General features: G+C 62.8%; 28 protein-coding genes. 5 read left to right on the top strand and 23 right to left on the bottom strand.

Annotation, left to right across the window (positions count from 1 at the left end; translation table 11 throughout):
- Position 1: 1 nt before the first annotated feature.
- The 10 genes from ACODNG_RS10860 to ACODNG_RS10815 form a co-directional block, all read right to left on the bottom strand.
- Positions 2-184 carry a hypothetical protein gene (locus tag ACODNG_RS10860; RefSeq protein WP_434521329.1) on the bottom strand — a complete coding sequence of 61 codons (183 nt, stop codon included), beginning with the start codon at positions 182-184 and terminating at the stop codon, positions 2-4.
- Positions 181-525: a hypothetical protein gene (locus ACODNG_RS10855; protein ID WP_434521328.1), complete on the bottom strand. Its 345-nt coding sequence runs from the start codon at positions 523-525 to the stop codon at positions 181-183. The genes ACODNG_RS10860 and ACODNG_RS10855 overlap by 4 nt, the downstream gene beginning before the upstream one ends.
- An 85-nt stretch (positions 526-610) precedes the next feature.
- Complete coding sequence (locus tag ACODNG_RS10850; RefSeq protein ID WP_434521327.1) at positions 611-1,363, bottom strand: hypothetical protein; 753 nt, start codon at positions 1,361-1,363, stop codon at positions 611-613.
- On the bottom strand, positions 1,353-1,520 hold the full coding sequence (locus ACODNG_RS10845; protein ID WP_434521326.1) for a hypothetical protein: 168 nt from the start codon (positions 1,518-1,520) through the stop codon (positions 1,353-1,355). Before ACODNG_RS10845 ends, ACODNG_RS10850 begins: the two co-directional genes overlap by 11 nt.
- A gap of 2 nt (positions 1,521-1,522) precedes the next feature.
- Positions 1,523-1,735, bottom strand: coding sequence for a hypothetical protein (locus tag ACODNG_RS10840; protein WP_434521325.1), 213 nt, complete (start codon positions 1,733-1,735; stop codon positions 1,523-1,525).
- On the bottom strand, positions 1,725-2,492 hold the full coding sequence (locus ACODNG_RS10835; RefSeq protein ID WP_434521324.1) for a hypothetical protein: 768 nt from the start codon (positions 2,490-2,492) through the stop codon (positions 1,725-1,727). Before ACODNG_RS10835 ends, ACODNG_RS10840 begins: the two co-directional genes overlap by 11 nt.
- Positions 2,492-2,722: a hypothetical protein gene (locus tag ACODNG_RS10830; RefSeq protein WP_434521323.1), complete on the bottom strand. Its 231-nt coding sequence runs from the start codon at positions 2,720-2,722 to the stop codon at positions 2,492-2,494. The genes ACODNG_RS10835 and ACODNG_RS10830 overlap by 1 nt, the downstream gene beginning before the upstream one ends.
- A complete protein-coding gene (locus ACODNG_RS10825) occupies positions 2,723-2,866 on the bottom strand; it encodes a hypothetical protein (RefSeq protein ID WP_434521322.1) in 144 nt (47 codons plus the stop codon).
- Positions 2,866-3,312: an HNH endonuclease gene (locus tag ACODNG_RS10820; protein ID WP_434521321.1), complete on the bottom strand. Its 447-nt coding sequence runs from the start codon at positions 3,310-3,312 to the stop codon at positions 2,866-2,868. The genes ACODNG_RS10825 and ACODNG_RS10820 overlap by 1 nt, the downstream gene beginning before the upstream one ends.
- A gap of 125 nt (positions 3,313-3,437) precedes the next feature.
- Positions 3,438-3,806, bottom strand: a complete 369-nt coding sequence (locus ACODNG_RS10815) for a PadR family transcriptional regulator (RefSeq protein WP_434521320.1) — start codon at positions 3,804-3,806, stop codon at positions 3,438-3,440.
- Between the two features lie 239 nt (positions 3,807-4,045).
- Here ACODNG_RS10815 and ACODNG_RS10810 point away from each other — a divergent pair, with 239 nt between their 5' ends.
- A complete protein-coding gene (locus ACODNG_RS10810) occupies positions 4,046-4,303 on the top strand; it encodes a PhiH1 repressor (protein WP_434523090.1) in 258 nt (85 codons plus the stop codon).
- Positions 4,304-4,305: 2 nt separating this feature from the next.
- Here the strand turns inward: ACODNG_RS10810 and ACODNG_RS10805 are convergent, their stop codons facing one another.
- Both ACODNG_RS10805 and ACODNG_RS10800 read right to left on the bottom strand, forming a co-directional pair.
- Positions 4,306-4,512: a hypothetical protein gene (locus ACODNG_RS10805; RefSeq protein WP_434521319.1), complete on the bottom strand. Its 207-nt coding sequence runs from the start codon at positions 4,510-4,512 to the stop codon at positions 4,306-4,308.
- Complete coding sequence (locus tag ACODNG_RS10800; RefSeq protein ID WP_434521318.1) at positions 4,513-4,767, bottom strand: hypothetical protein; 255 nt, start codon at positions 4,765-4,767, stop codon at positions 4,513-4,515. It lies immediately after the preceding gene.
- Positions 4,768-5,177: 410 nt separating this feature from the next.
- Between ACODNG_RS10800 and ACODNG_RS10795 the strand changes: the two genes are divergently transcribed.
- Complete coding sequence (locus ACODNG_RS10795) at positions 5,178-6,209, top strand: S8 family serine peptidase (protein WP_434521317.1); 1,032 nt, start codon at positions 5,178-5,180, stop codon at positions 6,207-6,209.
- Here ACODNG_RS10795 and ACODNG_RS10790 read toward each other — a convergent pair.
- The 10 genes from ACODNG_RS10790 to ACODNG_RS10745 form a co-directional block, all read right to left on the bottom strand.
- Positions 6,202-7,266 (bottom strand): Cdc6/Cdc18 family protein, encoded by a 1,065-nt coding sequence (locus ACODNG_RS10790; protein ID WP_434521316.1) that lies wholly within the window; start codon positions 7,264-7,266, stop codon positions 6,202-6,204. The two genes, ACODNG_RS10795 and ACODNG_RS10790, sit on opposite strands and share 8 nt — an antisense overlap.
- Positions 7,267-7,347: 81 nt before the next feature.
- Complete coding sequence (locus tag ACODNG_RS10785) at positions 7,348-7,593, bottom strand: hypothetical protein (protein WP_434521315.1); 246 nt, start codon at positions 7,591-7,593, stop codon at positions 7,348-7,350.
- Positions 7,590-7,760, bottom strand: coding sequence for a hypothetical protein (locus tag ACODNG_RS10780; RefSeq protein WP_434521314.1), 171 nt, complete (start codon positions 7,758-7,760; stop codon positions 7,590-7,592). Before ACODNG_RS10780 ends, ACODNG_RS10785 begins: the two co-directional genes overlap by 4 nt.
- Positions 7,757-8,032 (bottom strand): hypothetical protein, encoded by a 276-nt coding sequence (locus tag ACODNG_RS10775; RefSeq protein WP_434521313.1) that lies wholly within the window; start codon positions 8,030-8,032, stop codon positions 7,757-7,759. Before ACODNG_RS10775 ends, ACODNG_RS10780 begins: the two co-directional genes overlap by 4 nt.
- Positions 8,025-8,363 (bottom strand): hypothetical protein, encoded by a 339-nt coding sequence (locus ACODNG_RS10770; protein ID WP_434521312.1) that lies wholly within the window; start codon positions 8,361-8,363, stop codon positions 8,025-8,027. The genes ACODNG_RS10775 and ACODNG_RS10770 overlap by 8 nt, the downstream gene beginning before the upstream one ends.
- On the bottom strand, positions 8,353-8,658 hold the full coding sequence (locus tag ACODNG_RS10765; RefSeq protein ID WP_434521311.1) for an SNF2/RAD54 family helicase: 306 nt from the start codon (positions 8,656-8,658) through the stop codon (positions 8,353-8,355). The genes ACODNG_RS10770 and ACODNG_RS10765 overlap by 11 nt, the downstream gene beginning before the upstream one ends.
- On the bottom strand, positions 8,651-8,935 hold the full coding sequence (locus tag ACODNG_RS10760; RefSeq protein WP_434521310.1) for a hypothetical protein: 285 nt from the start codon (positions 8,933-8,935) through the stop codon (positions 8,651-8,653). Before ACODNG_RS10760 ends, ACODNG_RS10765 begins: the two co-directional genes overlap by 8 nt.
- Positions 8,932-9,177, bottom strand: coding sequence for a hypothetical protein (locus ACODNG_RS10755; protein WP_434521309.1), 246 nt, complete (start codon positions 9,175-9,177; stop codon positions 8,932-8,934). Before ACODNG_RS10755 ends, ACODNG_RS10760 begins: the two co-directional genes overlap by 4 nt.
- Positions 9,174-9,554, bottom strand: coding sequence for a hypothetical protein (locus ACODNG_RS10750; protein ID WP_434521308.1), 381 nt, complete (start codon positions 9,552-9,554; stop codon positions 9,174-9,176). The genes ACODNG_RS10755 and ACODNG_RS10750 overlap by 4 nt, the downstream gene beginning before the upstream one ends.
- Positions 9,547-9,876, bottom strand: coding sequence for a hypothetical protein (locus ACODNG_RS10745; RefSeq protein ID WP_434521307.1), 330 nt, complete (start codon positions 9,874-9,876; stop codon positions 9,547-9,549). The genes ACODNG_RS10750 and ACODNG_RS10745 overlap by 8 nt, the downstream gene beginning before the upstream one ends.
- A gap of 291 nt (positions 9,877-10,167) precedes the next feature.
- Between ACODNG_RS10745 and ACODNG_RS10740 the strand changes: the two genes are divergently transcribed.
- From ACODNG_RS10740 to ACODNG_RS10730, 3 genes are all read left to right on the top strand, one after another.
- Positions 10,168-10,377 carry a hypothetical protein gene (locus tag ACODNG_RS10740; RefSeq protein WP_434521306.1) on the top strand — a complete coding sequence of 70 codons (210 nt, stop codon included), beginning with the start codon at positions 10,168-10,170 and terminating at the stop codon, positions 10,375-10,377.
- Positions 10,370-10,597: a hypothetical protein gene (locus ACODNG_RS10735; RefSeq protein WP_434521305.1), complete on the top strand. Its 228-nt coding sequence runs from the start codon at positions 10,370-10,372 to the stop codon at positions 10,595-10,597. Before ACODNG_RS10740 ends, ACODNG_RS10735 begins: the two co-directional genes overlap by 8 nt.
- 497 nt (positions 10,598-11,094) lie before the next feature.
- Positions 11,095-11,229 carry a hypothetical protein gene (locus ACODNG_RS10730; protein WP_434521304.1) on the top strand — a complete coding sequence of 45 codons (135 nt, stop codon included), beginning with the start codon at positions 11,095-11,097 and terminating at the stop codon, positions 11,227-11,229.
- A gap of 157 nt (positions 11,230-11,386) precedes the next feature.
- On the opposite strand, the gene ACODNG_RS10725 is transcribed toward ACODNG_RS10730, so the two are convergent.
- Positions 11,387-14,107: a BGTF surface domain-containing protein gene (locus ACODNG_RS10725; RefSeq protein WP_434521303.1), complete on the bottom strand. Its 2,721-nt coding sequence runs from the start codon at positions 14,105-14,107 to the stop codon at positions 11,387-11,389.
- Positions 14,108-14,116 lie beyond the last annotated feature (9 nt).

Genomic DNA, 14,116 nt, shown 5'->3' with positions numbered 1-14,116 from the left:
GTCACTCGGCATCGTCATCACCCTCCCAGTCGTCGCTGCCAACACGGAGGATCGACCGCGCGACGCGTCCGCGCCGGCTGTCTTCGGTCGCCCACTGGCGATAGACATCGCCGTGCCGGGCGACTGCCTCTTCTGCTCTCGTCGCATCTCTCGCCGGCGTTTCGTCGTTTGATGTAGCACTCATCGGTTTATTTCCTCCAGATTCGCGACATCGATTCCGGTCCGATACGCAGTCCCGAACTGTGCGTCGACGGCGGCTGCGACCGCCACACCGTGGATATTGGTGAGATGGTCCGGAGCGAGTCCGTAGACTGTCGTCAGCGTGTCCTCGCGGCGGAAGACGACGACCGCGGACTGCGCGTCGTACCGCGCCTCGTCGTGGCGCGGGACCGGCGCCACGTCCGGAACCTCGACGCGAAGCCCGCGATTCCACGAGCCGATCACACTGGCGGTCGGTCCGGACCCGCGGATCCGCAGCATCCGATCGGCGTGGTCGGTCGAGCCGCTCACGTACCTCGAGCTCACGGCATCACCTCCAGGAAGAGGACCACCGCAAGGGCACCGGCTAGCCCCATCGTGAACCAGCGCGTGACCCACACCAGTGGGTGCCTCATCGCCTGACCTCACTCGGGTCGCGCCCCGCGACGACCACGTCGTGAATCGCGCGGAGCGTCTCCTTGTTCCAGTCGTCACGGGCGCCCGGCGCCTCGATGTCGAGCGCGTGTTCCAAGACGGTCGTCGTCGCCGTCTGCGTGAGCTGGTCGATCCACTCGCGCCGGTCGAGCTCGTCGTCTTCCTGGACGGCCGTCGGCTGGTGGCCGACAGTCTCGCAGACCGCGGCGAGAACGTCACGCATCCAGTCGACGGTCGTGTTCGCGACCTCCCAGCGGACGCCGTCGCGTTCAACCATCTCGCAGCGGGCGCCGTCGGCGTCGGTCGCGGCCGTGATCTCGCGGACGAGCGGCGGCACCTGGAGCTGTCGCGACCGGCGCGTGTCGGCCTCGCCGGCGACGCGCTCAAACACCCACTTCGTCGGCGCCGTGTCGCGCCACTTCGAGACCTCGACGTCGGCGAGCCACCCGTCGGGCGTGTCGCCCCGAAGGTGCGCGCCGAGCGTCTTGCCGATCTCCTGGGTGCGGACGTCGTCGACAGCCTTCGAGATAGAGCGCGACGAGGCGATGCGCTCGTCGGCGACGTTCTCGGCCACGTACCTCTCGATCGCGTCGAGGGCGGCCTCGCTGCCGCCGTACGCCTTGGATGCGTAGTCGTTATCCTGGCCGACACCGTTGTCTTCGAGGACCTTCTCGGTGGTGGTGCCGCCGTCGGCGCGTGCGGCTCCGTCTCCGGATCGATCACTCGGCAAGGGCCGACACCCCCAGTTCAACTGATTCGTACCACGGAATCGACCTCTCGACCGGCTCGCCAGTATCGAGATCCTGAACCGTTTTTGTCCCGCCATCAGTCGCGCCGCAGTACGGGCAAGAGACGCCGGTCGTGGCGTCGAGTTCGTCACTCGGCATCGTCACCACCACTCCTCATCTTCGAGGTGTTTCGTGAACGTGTACACGCCCTCGATGACGTGCGGCGGGTACACTTCGAGCTGATACTGTTCCTTGTAGATCGCCATCACGTGGCCACCAGGCAGGAACTCGACCCGGTCGGCGGAGTGTGGGTCGCGCTCGTCCTCGAAGTGGATCTCCGCACCGTTCGGGAGGATGTGGCTCTCACTCGGCATCCTCGTCACCCCCATCGGTCGCGGCGACCTCGGCGCGGTCCTTCTCGTCTTCGGTCAGCGTCGCCTGCTCGCTGCTCGACTCGTCCTCGCCGCGGTCAACTTCGAGGAACGGGAGGACCTCCTCGCGAACCCACTGCGCGAACCCCTCTTCAAGCAGACCGTTGCTGTAGTTCGCGACGTACCCGCTCTCGTAGATGACGCCATCGACGAACTCGTCGTTCCACATGTACTCGAAGCCGAGGCCGATCGTCCCGTTCTGCGCCGCCTCGATGTCGGCGGCGTCGTGGTACTCGATGCTCGTCTTCTCCTTGCCGCCGCCGAAGTCCCGCGAGTGCGAGACGTTCCAGGCGTCGGCGATCTCCGTCTGGTCGCGGATGTGCGCTGCGAACGCGTCGATGTCGATCCGGGTCTCCTTGACGGAAACCCCTGTCTGGGCGGCGATCCGCTTCACGAACCACTCGCCGTTCGACGCCGAGGAGACCCCGATGAATCCCGGGTTGGCGGAGACGTCGACGTAGAAGTTGATGGCTCGCGGGACGAGGTCCTTCGACCGGCTCGTCGTGATCTCGTCCGTGTCGACGGCGACATCCTCGTTTCGCTCCTCGATGAGGTCCGCGGCCGTCCCGAAGTAGACGGTGTTCCCGTCGAGGTAGTGCGCGCCCTCGGCGTCGACGGCAGGGAACTCGCCGTCGAGTTTCGACGGGACCTCGGGATCGCGCGCTTCCTCGTGCGTGAGGAAGAACGTCGCGTCGTGCATCAGGCGTCACCCCCGATGCCCTCGTTCCACGGAATGTCGACTCCCGCGAACCCCGAGCGCTCTGCGAGTGCCCCGTCGAGTTGATGGAGACTCCTGAGCGCCCGGATCGCATGCTCGCGCTCGGTCTCGTTGAGGTTCGCCAGCCGAAGCTCGTGGAGTCCGGGCGTTCCTCCTTCATCTACGCCCTCCAGGGCGTTCCGGACGATCGCGTGCGCGTCGTCGACGGTCATCTACGCGACCTCCGTGTCGAGCTGGTCGACGGCGAGCATCGGATGCTCGGCCGCGATCCACGCGCCCGGGCTGGCGCCCGAGGAGACGACGTAGTCGCCGCCGAACTGGTACTCGCGGGCGTCGGCGTCGTCGAACGCGGGCATCACCGCTCACCCCGCTCCCACGTCCGCCACTCGTCCAGCAGCTGTGTGTTTGTGAGCCTGCCCTCCTCGTCTCGGCGAATGTAATCGTCACTCAGGTGGCGTTTACTGTGTTCAGAGGGTGTCAGTGGCTCCAGATTCTCATGGCGGTTGTCCCATGGGATACTATTCTTGTGATGAACGTGTTTTCCCTTCACTTGGTCGATGCCGTACTCAGCCACCGCCACGAGGCGGTGGATACTGATTCTGTACGGCCGATTGTCAGCGTGCGCGATTGACTGTTCGTAGCCGTCTTGGTTGGTGTAAAAGCCCGCACGCTCAACACGAAGCGACTCTGAGTAATCTCGACGTTCGACGTCATGAAACTCCATTTGTCGAGAAACGGTTCTCTGGGCTGTCCCGAACCGCTCCGCGATCTCCTCTTGGTTCAGCCCTTCCTCGTGGTACAACCGCTCGAGAACCTCCTTATTCTGCCAAGGTCGGTCTCCGTCGTCATGCCCTCGGGACTCGTGAAGGGAGAGTCCACGCTGAGTGTCGAATTCCCGTTCACATCCGTGTCGCTGGCAAATATGCTTCACGCCGAATCACCTCTCTCCCACGCCTGGCGTGAGTCGAGTAGTTCCCCCGCAGTTGACGTTAACGAGTAGTTGTTCGTCCGCTTGTCGAGTGCGCTCTTCGCGATGAGGTCCGCCTCGACGAGCGTGTCGAGGTTCGGATAGAGGCGACCGTGGTTAACCTCCTCGCCGTACAACGTCTCCAGCTGGCGCTTGATATGAAGTCCGTACGCCTCCTGGTCGTCCTCGTTCGCTAACGTCCGAAGGATATCCCGCTGGAACGCGGTGAGGTTCGCGAACTGCTCCAGTAGGTCGTGATTAACTACCTGTGCGTCTGCGCTATCGCCGTTGGGGTGAGTATTATACCCCTTGTGGTCTGATCTGCTCATGGGTCTCTCGAAAGCCCTCGTCACGAGGGCAGCCTGTTGGGACCCGGCCGTCGGCGTTCCAGCGCCGGCGGGTTTTGCTCCCGCGAAGGCCAGGTCAACTGGTACTTGTGGGCGCCCTTACTAATAACTTACTGACGGTTGTAAAGTGGTAGTCGACACTTGTCAGTAGACTTTTGACCAACCGTCGTGAAATGCTGTACACCGGTGGGAATATGAGTACAGCCCAACGACGCAACGACATGCGACAATCGGCCGACTGGATGGTGCCGTCCGACGATCGGATCCTTGAGTTGATCCGGGAGTACGGCAACCTCACCCCGATCGCCATTGAGGCGAAAGGGGGTCCAGTCCGGCAGTACGCGAGTGAGCGTTGTGGTGTACTCGCTCGACATGGACTTTTGAAGCAGGTCCACCGCGGGCTGTACGGCCTCACCGACGACGGCCGTGCCTACCTCGACGAGGACCTCGACGCGTCCGACCTCGAACCGATCGAGTAGCCTCACGCGACACGCACCTCCTCGACGTCGATCTCCTGACCCGTCCGCTGGTCGATCAGCATATCGTACTCCACCTCACCCGGCAACCTCCAGTGCGGACAGCTCGAACAGGCGATCACGCCGTCGCGAAGTGTCCAATCGGTATGCCCGCGCGGACAGGCGTAGCGGTACTTCTCACCCGCCACCGACCGATCGATCTCGACGGGCATCTACATCACCCGTAGCCCGGGGGCTGCCTTCTTGATCGCCGGGCCGAGCCAGCGCGGCGGCGATCGACTCGGTGTGGCCTGGAGTTCACCGTACTCGTCGAAGGTGAGCGTCCACGCCTCGCTGTCGTGTTCGACCTCGACAACCGTCCCGTCGTCGTTCTCGTCGACCGCGACCGAGACGTCGACGTCGTCAGCGTCGAAGCCGAGTTCGGTGATGTCGACCGTCGTCCGTGTGCGGGTAGCCTGTGAGGGCATACCTCAGCCGACGGGTGGATGAACGGTAAAAGGGGGCCGTACTTCCGGGGTGAGAGACGGTATTGGGGTATCCACATCTAATTATCAACCGTAATGTTGCTGTCGGTACGTTTTTCAACAGTCAATCTAATGTTAACATAATCATGGCTTCCCATCTACACCCTGATGTGGAAGAAATTATGAGTTCACCAACAGTTGGTAACATGGTGGACCTCGCTCTTGTCGTCGAAGAGGGAGCGGAGTCGGGAGTCATTAGTGACATATCTAGGGTGGGCGGGGAAGCCAACGAGCGACTGCCAGGCGGTGTGATTTTGGCGACTGTCCCCGAAGAGAAGATCAGTCGAATCCATCAACTGGATGAAGTCCAGTCGATCTCACCGGATGGGGAACTTCGGGTCCTTCAGTAGACTGTGAAGTCAGATACAATTACGACGGCAACCGAATTTCGCGACCACGTATTTGATTCAATATTTGAGAGTGTATCTCTCAGTCCAGCACCCACAGACGGCGATGGAATTCATATCGGTATTGTTGATTCAGTAAATCAACCTCCACAGTGGGCGTACAATGAACACCACATCTACACGACAGAGTCATTTGTAGACCTTGATATCAAACACTTTGAGATTGAACACGGCATGCTCATATTCGATATTATCCGCCGTATTGCTCCAAAAGCAACATTCAGCTTTTATCAGGTGGTGGGCGAAGAACGAGAAAATATTGGTGTGAGTGAGTATTCACACGCGATAGATCGGGCCATTGAGGATGGTGTTGATCTCTTAAATATCTCCCTTGGAGCACCAAATCAGATTCCTGCGAAGTCGTCTCCCTATTATCCTCCGATAGAACGGGCAGTAGATAGTGGCATACTACCGATTGCGGCAATAGGGAACCTAGAATACGAAGACGGTCCAAAGCAGTACGTATACGGTCCCGCGAACCTCCCTAGCGTCGTTTCTGTTGGAGGATGTGAAACACTCTGTCCAGAACCAAAGAAGGAAGCCAACCGTAAGAGAAGGGGTGGCCCATATAGTTTTGAAGACTCCTCACTAGATCAAGTGTTCTGCGGACAGAATGAGTGTGCGGGTGGTGGAGCATGTATTCGGAATAATTTCACACGTCCATATCCGGATAATACAAAGCCACTTGATGGGGATCCGGAAGTCTTAGCACCGTCTTACGTACCTACAATATCTCACACGAAAGCAATAGAAGACATTGGCGTAAAATACGGCACGAGCTTTGCGACCCCAATTGTAGTTGGGGTCATAGCAAAGACACTGAGTGAGACTGAAGCATCCGTGAACGAGATCATGGATCACGTACATGAGATTCTTGCTTCGTCTGGTGCTCAAGTGGATGACTACCCAGCACCGAAACTTGACGCGTTTAATTTCATGACGAGAATCCGGAGAAAAGTATCTGAACCGATCAGTTAGGGTACAGCCGTTCTGTTTGGGTCAGATCGGACTGGATATTTAGGGTAGCTTCCACCGGTGAATACAACCACCGATGGTCGAGCCGCTCCCGCTCGACGAGGTCGTACGCTCGAAGCTTGTCGAGCTTGTTCCGCCGGTCGCGACGGCTGATGGGAGTCCGCTCTCTGTTCGCGTACACGCGCTCCTCGACCGCCTCGTATCGCTGGTGAAGCTCGCGCCCGGTTATCTCGCCAGCGTCGCGAATCAACTCGTAGAGGACACGATGGTGAAACGGGAGCGACTGGAGGTTCGCCTCTCGGATACTGGAACGGGCACGCTCGTAGGCGTCGTCGACGTCGGCGTCGTGGATACGTCCGTGTTCGCGCTCCTCCGCGATCTCGGCGGCGGCGCGCAGCGTCTGGATGCCCTCGCGGGCGACGCCGGCGACGTCGTCGGCGATCGTCTCGAGCTGCTCGCGTGTGACCACGTCGTCGACGAGGCCGACACGTGACCGGTCGCGAAGGATGTCCGCGAGCTCGTCGACGCCGAACCGGTCGAGTTCGATCCGGCCGCCGTGGAGATACTGCCGGACTCGCGACTCGGCACGAGCGAGCCAGTCGTCTGGCTCGTGGCAGATCACCACGACCTCGACGCCCGGGACGGCAGTCAGCTGGCCGACCGCATCCGTCCCGGCGACGTCGTCGGCCTCGTCGAGCAGGAGGAAGAGCTCATCGCCGTCGAGCGTCTCCCGGAGTCGCTCCGGGAGTTCGTCGTTCGGTGCGTTGTCGGCGACGGTCCCGCCGGCGCCGCGGATGGCCTCACGGAAGAGCTCACCCGTGGTCGTCCCGAGCGCCTGGATCCACGTCCAGCGCGTCCCGAACTCGCGGGCGAACTCCTTGAGGACCGTCCGGCCGAGTGCGGTCTTCCCGACGCCACTCGGACCCGCCAGCAACGCGCCCTGGTCGTGGTCGGAGCGCGCCCGGTGGAGGAGCCGGATCAGCTCCTGGACGTGCGCCTCGCGATGCCGGAGGTCGGGTGGTGGGGTCTCGTCGTCGAAGACTCCCGGACGACGTATCATACTGGTGACTGCTGACGCGGACTGGGGTAATAAAGCGGCCCCTCGCTTCCGGGGTGGTACTAAAAGTGAATTGAGGTGAACCTACCGCACGAACCGATCTCGGTAGTACTGCGAGACAACGTCGCGCTGCGGGCACGTCGTAGCGTGCGGCAGGTCGTCGATCGCGGTCTGGTGGCCGTCCGGCCCGTCGATCTCGATGGTCGCCCCACAGTACACACATCGGATGCCGTACGGCTCGCCGACCTGGTGGCCGTCACCGCGGTCGCCAGCCTCCGAGATCAGCAACTCGAACTCCGTGTCCGGATCGGAGAACGAGCGGAGGCTCATGACGACTCCTCCTCGATGTCCACTCGAATCCATCGAGCGGTCGCCTCGAACGCCTTCGCGACGCCGAAGTGCTTGAGCGTCCGCCCGATGACGGCGCTCGAACGCGAGCTCGCCCGCCGGGAGCGCGCGGTCTCTTCGATGAGGTCCGCGAGCTTGTTGCGGATCATGGACTCTCCGTGACGGTCACCGCAGCGCGGTGCTCGTCGTCGATCACCAGCTGCGAGAGCGCCTCGCCGCCGCAGGGCACCCACTCACTCTCGTCGGCGTCCCACCGGTCGACGCGTCGCTCGACGTTCCAGGGCTCGGTGGCAACGCGCTCGTAGCGGACGCGCCGGCGTTCGCCCGACCGAGTCTGGTAGGCGATCGTCGGGAGATCGCCAGACGACGGCCGATTAGAAGTACTTGTAACGGCTTCCGAGCGCTGGTCCGGATCACTCATCGTCGATCACCTTGACGTCGAGCAGCTCACCGAGGCGCGGCTGCCGCCGGGTACTCCGCCCGCCGGTCGTCTTGACCACGAGTCCGGCGTAGTGTTTCGCTTCGATGTTCCACTCGTCGACGAAGACGTCTCCTTTGAGGTCGTCCGTCCGGGCGCACAGCGTCGCCTCGTCGTGGTCCATGACACGTCCCTCGACTGACTTGTCGTCAGGGCTTCGCGATGAGTCGTAGGTGAGGCGGACACGCTCGCCCGGGTCGATCGCTTCGAGGCGCTCCAGGAGGTCATAGCGCTCGTCGATGTTGAGCCGCGTGAACGTCTCCTCACTTGACATCGGCCACCTCCCCATCCTCGACGAGCGACCATCGAGGATCGCTCGTCAGCGTTGCGACCGTCGACACCATCTCGGCGCCGAAGTCGGGCGTCCGCGGATGGGAGTTCCCGGTCCCGACAGTTAACTCGATGTAGTCCTCTTCGACGCGGTCGACGACAGCTGTGAAGCGCGGCTGCGGTTCCCACAGTGGGGCCTCGTGCGGTTCGGGCACGTCCTCGGGATCGGCCTGGGACTCGTCGCAGCGCCACGTCTGGCCGGTCTCGACAACGCCGGCGCGCTCGACGAGGTCAGGCATCGTCGTCCTCCAGCTGGTCGAGGATCGCTTCCACGTCACGCGAGTCGTAGAAGCTAATTCCGGTTCGGTGGTCTCTCCCGGCGCGAATCATCAGCGCGTCGCGAACCTGCTGGCGCGGCTGGTCGGAGAGGCCCATACCCAACTCCTCGGCCACGAGACGCACCTCCTTGGCGAGCAGGGTCTTGTGCCCGCAGCCCCGACCATACCGCTCTGGATCCGTTCCGATTCTCCGAGCGATCTCGGCCTTCATCTCGTGGAGTTCTCGAACAGCGCTCATCTGTCGGCCTCCGTGGGATCGTCGACGCCCGGCGGGACGGGTCGCACGCCACCGTCGCCGTCGCGACTCTGCCCCTCAACGTCAAACACGTCTCGCGTCGTCTGGTACTCGTCGCGGACGAGCTCGGCGATCGCCTCGGCCTGCTCCTCGTCGCCGTCGATCGGCGTCACCGTCACGAACGTCTCGATGCGTCCCTCGTCGTCGCGAACGGCAACGTCGAACCCGCGCCCGGTCCGCCTCACTGTTCGAACACCTCCGTCCGGCCGTCTGCCGTGGCGATCCGCGGACTCGCTGCAAGGTGCTGGCCAAGTTGCTCGTCGATCGCCGACCGGTCGGCCCAGCCCGGGATCGGTCGCTCACCGCGGGCCAGGGCTACGCGAAGCCGGTGCTTACAGCCCTCGTCGGGCGCCCGGTGGAGCGCGTCCGGACAGTCACAGGTGTCGGCGATCGCGTCGACGCGGTAGCTCCCGGTCGGCGTGACGACGAGGAACTCCTCGTCGCGGAGGTCGCCGAACGTCCGGTTGTCGAGGACGGTCATGCTCTCGGTGAGTGCCTTCGCAGCGCGCTCGTCGAACGTTCCTGCTCCCGTGGTCGCGTCGACGGCGTCGGCCTTAGACATCGACGACACTCTCCTCAGCGTTAGGCTCGTCACTCCGGCCAACGCGGTCGGCCGCATGGGTCCGGCGGACATCCCGTTCGCGGCCCATCTCCATGTCGACGATCGTGTCAAACTCGTCGAGCCGCTGCCGGTAGCTGCCGTCCTCCTGGCGGACAGGCGTCCGGTCGATACGGTGGGTGAGGACGATCGTCGCCGCGTTGGCCCAGTCGCCCTCCAGTTTGACGACCGGTACCTCGATGGTGGCGTCGATCCGCTCGTCGGTGATGGTCCGCACACCGAGGTCGACGACGTCGAGCGGCTTCGAGCGGTCGCCGACGAGCACCTGGTCGCCAACGACGAGTTCTCGGAGGTCTCCGATCTGTGCTGCGTCCGTGTCCGTACGCTTTTCATCGCGTGGGTTGTGGTCTGACATGCTGTCGATAGTGGACAGCACCGGTCGTCGGCGCTGGTACGCCGGCGGCCATCTTCTGACCGCGTCCCGGTGCTTCCTACTTGTTAGTATATTTGCTAACCACTTATAGGTTAGCATTTGCGCTAACTATTAGTAGATTCGCTAAGTAGTACCCTGTAGAGGTTAGCAAATACTACAATGGACACGCACGGAAGATGCGGTATGGCGAAGACTCGCGCGCTTCTCACCGAAACGGAGCGCGAGCAAATCGCGGGTGAGCATGGTGACTCCCGGAAGTACCAGGCAACGTCCCGGGTCCGGGGACGGATTCAGGAAGAGCTCGAAAGTGACGTGGAGGTCCTCAAAGAGCACCACCCGGAGTTGCTCGAGGAACTCCGCGACGTCGTCTGCGAGGAGGGGACAGATGAGTGAACCCGCCGACCGACTCCGGTCCGCAGCTGATGAGCTGGGTGACGCTCGGAGCGAACTCCCCGTCGACGACCTCGACGTTGAGGTGCCGGACGAGGCGCCTGCCCCGGAGGCGATCGTCGAGAAGATCGACGGGCAGCTCGGTGAGCTTCAGGTGGCGCTCCAGGAGCTCGCCGCGAACGTCGACGTGATGGAGGAGATCGAAGCCGATGAACGCGACTGAGCAACGCGCCCCCGAACTCCGGTGGCCAGAGGGCTATCCCCGCACTGCCCCGAGCGAGCGCGACGCCTACCCGGGCGACATCTCCCTCACGCGCAAGGAGTCGTTCCAGTCGATCGTCGACGAGCTCGAACGTTGGGGTGCGACCGACGTCCGCATCTCCACCGCCTCGACCCACTACAAGGACCGACCGAACATCCCACACCAGAACGACAGGCCCGACGTCGTCGGCGTCGTGGCGCGCTTCCGGCGTGAGGATCGCCCCGCCGACGAGGGCTACGCGATCGCGTGTGACCGCTGGACAACGCAGCTGGAGAACGCGCGGGCCATCAGTCTATACGCCCGCCGGAAGCGCCTCGCCGAGCGGTGCGGCGTGACGACTGCGGACTCGGAGTTCGAGACGGCTCGCCTCCCGCCCGGCGACGAGTCGGGCCCGGACGTGATCGCCGTCGAACCCGAACCTGACCGGGAGCCGCACGAGGTGCTCGGCGTCGCGAAGGATGCCACCAGAGCCGACGGTGAAGGGTGCGTTCCGCGAGCTCGTGAAGGACGCGCACGGCGACCAGGGCGGCAACGACGACTACGATGTCGCGGAGTTGAAGCAGGCGCGAGACGCGCTTCTCGACGGCGCGTAGGCCGTCGATCTCTTTTGGGTAGTATTGAGTGTCCGCTCGCGAGCGTCGCAGCTCGCTGTCGCTCACTGGGTGAGCGCGATAAAGAAAAACCGCGTGTGGGTCGACCCGCGAGGGCCGATGGTTCGAAGCTACGAGTCGCGACCGTCAGGCAACGATGTTACTCGTTGCGGCGGGTCGCGAGCAGCGCAGCCGCGATGAGGGCAACGAGCGCGACGAGCGCACCGAAGCCGGGCGTTCCGTCGTCGGTGGAGTCGTCGGTCCCGTTACCGTCACTGGAGTCTCCGCTGGAGTCTCCGCTGGAGTCTCCGCTGGAGTCTCCGCTGGAGTCTCCGTCGCTGGAGTCTCCGTCGCTGGAGTCGCCGCCATCGTCGCCAGAGGTTTCGATGGTCAGCGTGCCAGTGGCCTCATCGTCGTCGGTCGCGACGCCGTGCGTGTAATCGCCGGCTTCGAGACCGGACGTGTCGGCCGAGAACTCGACGGTCGTGCTGTTACCACCCGCGAGGGTGACTTCAGTCGTGTCGAGTTCGTCGCCGTCGAGCGTAAGCGCGACGGTCTGGGTGGCCTCCTCACTGCCGGTGTTCTCGATCGTCGCCGAAACGTCGACCGAGTCACCAGCAGTCGCGGTGGTCTCTTCGGGGTTCAGTTCAGACACTTCGAGGAAGGCGGCCTGGCCGACCTCTTCGACCACGGTGCCGTCTTCCTCAGCGTCGAAGGTGGACTGCTGCGCGGTCACGGTGAACGTATCGTTCACCGAGGCGTCGCTCAGATCGAGACCCGTTGCCTCGAACGTGCCGTCAGCCTGGACGGTCACATCTTCAGCGGACTGGACGAAGCCGGGCGAGACACCAGAGTCGGAGCGCACGCGCACCGTGAACTCCTGGCCGGGCGCGGCGTTGGTCGTGCCCGTGATGCTCTGGTTCTCAGCGGCCTGAACTTCGACCGGCGTGTCGAATTCGCCCGTCGCCTCTTGGTACTCGAACGTCGCCGTGGCGGTCTCGTAGAACTCGGAGAGATCGCCGTCAGCGTCGTCAAGTTCGTCTTCATCCGGATCGAGCAGACGCGCATCCTGAACCTGGACGCGGACCTCGAAGGCGTCCTCGTCAGCGATGTCCTCGCTGCCGAGGTCGAGGTTGTCCTGGTCGAACGCGATGTAGTACGAACCCTCAGTCGAGATGACGCTGATGTCGCCGTCATCGAACATCGACGTGACGTCAGCGGTCTTGCGCTGCGAGTTCGGCGCGGTGGTGTCAGCCGTCTGCCGGATGCGCAGGTCGACAGCACCGTTGTCGACTAGAGTCTCGAGGTCGCCGTTCAGTTCGAGGGCACCCTCGAGTCCGGTCGCAGTAAGCTCCTGGATGAGGACGTCGCTCTCAGCCAGCGAACTCGTCTCGACGACGGTGTCGTTCTCGACACCGTTCGTGATGTCCTCAACGTTCTCGACATCCTCGAAGACGTCATCCGAGGTGGTCCACAGCTGGAAGTCCTCGACAGAGCGCTCTTCGAGTTCGAGGTCGCCCACCGAGTCGGAGTTACCCTTGGCGGTCTGGACGAAGCTCGTGTCGCTGATCTCGAACGGGTACGTACCCGCCGCGAGCATGTTTTCGAGGTTGGTCTCGCTCTCGTTCACGAAGCTGACCGACGCGTCACTGTCCTGGTCGGCCAGGAACACAACGTCGCTGCCGGAGACGTTGGACGAAGTGGTGTTGCCAGCGATGTAGGTGTTGAAGCCAACCGTGACGTTGTCCTCGCCGTCGGCGTCGATGCTGACGTTGGTCTCGTAACCAACCTCGTCGTCGTCACCGATGGTGAGGTACGCAGTGTCCCGGTCGCCCTGGAAGTCGACCGTGATGTTCGCAACGTCACCGCGCTGCTCGGTCACGAAGCTCTCCTCGAAGGAGATGTCACCCTCGGGTGCTTCAACGATGTCGAACTCACCGGACTCGACGCTGACTGCCGAGTTGTCGTCGGTGACTTCGACCGTGTAGGTACCCGTGTCGCTCTGGGTGCCCAGGTCGACTTCGACCTCACCGTCGCTATCGATCGTGGCTTCGGTGTCGTCAACGACGTCACCGTCGCTGTCGAGGAGTTCGGCCGTGATCGGACGGTTAATCGCGTCGGACGTGACCGTCGCGGTCACGTTTTCGTCGGTGGTGAACTCGTCCTCGTCGCTCTCGACGTCGAGGCCGAGGTTACGGATGTCGAGGACAACTTCGTCATCGTTGTTGTTAGTGATGTTGTACTCGCCAGTCTCGAAGTCGTCCGTGTCGAGGACGTAAACGCCGCTGTTCTCGCCCGCACCACGGGTCCGGCTCACGCCGGGGCCGTCGATGTCGAACTCGTCGTCCTCAGCACCTTCGAGAGCGACGTTCTCACCGGCGAACGCCTCGGTGACAGCGTTACTGCCAGCCGTCGTGTCGACCGCGGTCGGCGCGAAGGTGACGTCGATCGGGTCGCTGCTCACGTCGTTCCCGGGGGGACCGGAAACGCCGGAAACAGACACGTTATCGACGTTATTGTAGGTCTGACCGGTGATGACGGTGAGCTGACCGTCAATGTTCTGAACGACATCTCCGCCGCTGTAGGTGTATGTCGTTCCGTTGGCCAGGTTGACGTCAACACTCTGGCTGTTAAGCGAGAGAGGACCGTCATCGTACGGGATGTCGATGACTCCTCCACTCTGAGTGCTGTTGACGTAGTGCGTCGCCTTGCGCGGCGCAGGAGACTCATCGGTGGTGGTGACGGTGCCGACCGTCTGGTCGGCCAGATCGAACGTACTGTTGCCGTTACTGTCAACGCCGGCGGTGATGTCGAATGAACCGGTGCTGTCTAACGTAACCTGGTCAACCTGGACACTGACGGTGAGGTCCTCAGAAGCCACACCACTAGA

Source organism: Halorubrum sp. AS12, from assembly GCF_051122765.1.
GTDB lineage: Archaea > Halobacteriota > Halobacteria > Halobacteriales > Haloferacaceae > Halorubrum > Halorubrum trapanicum.
This window is presented reverse-complemented; position numbering and strand designations above follow the sequence as displayed.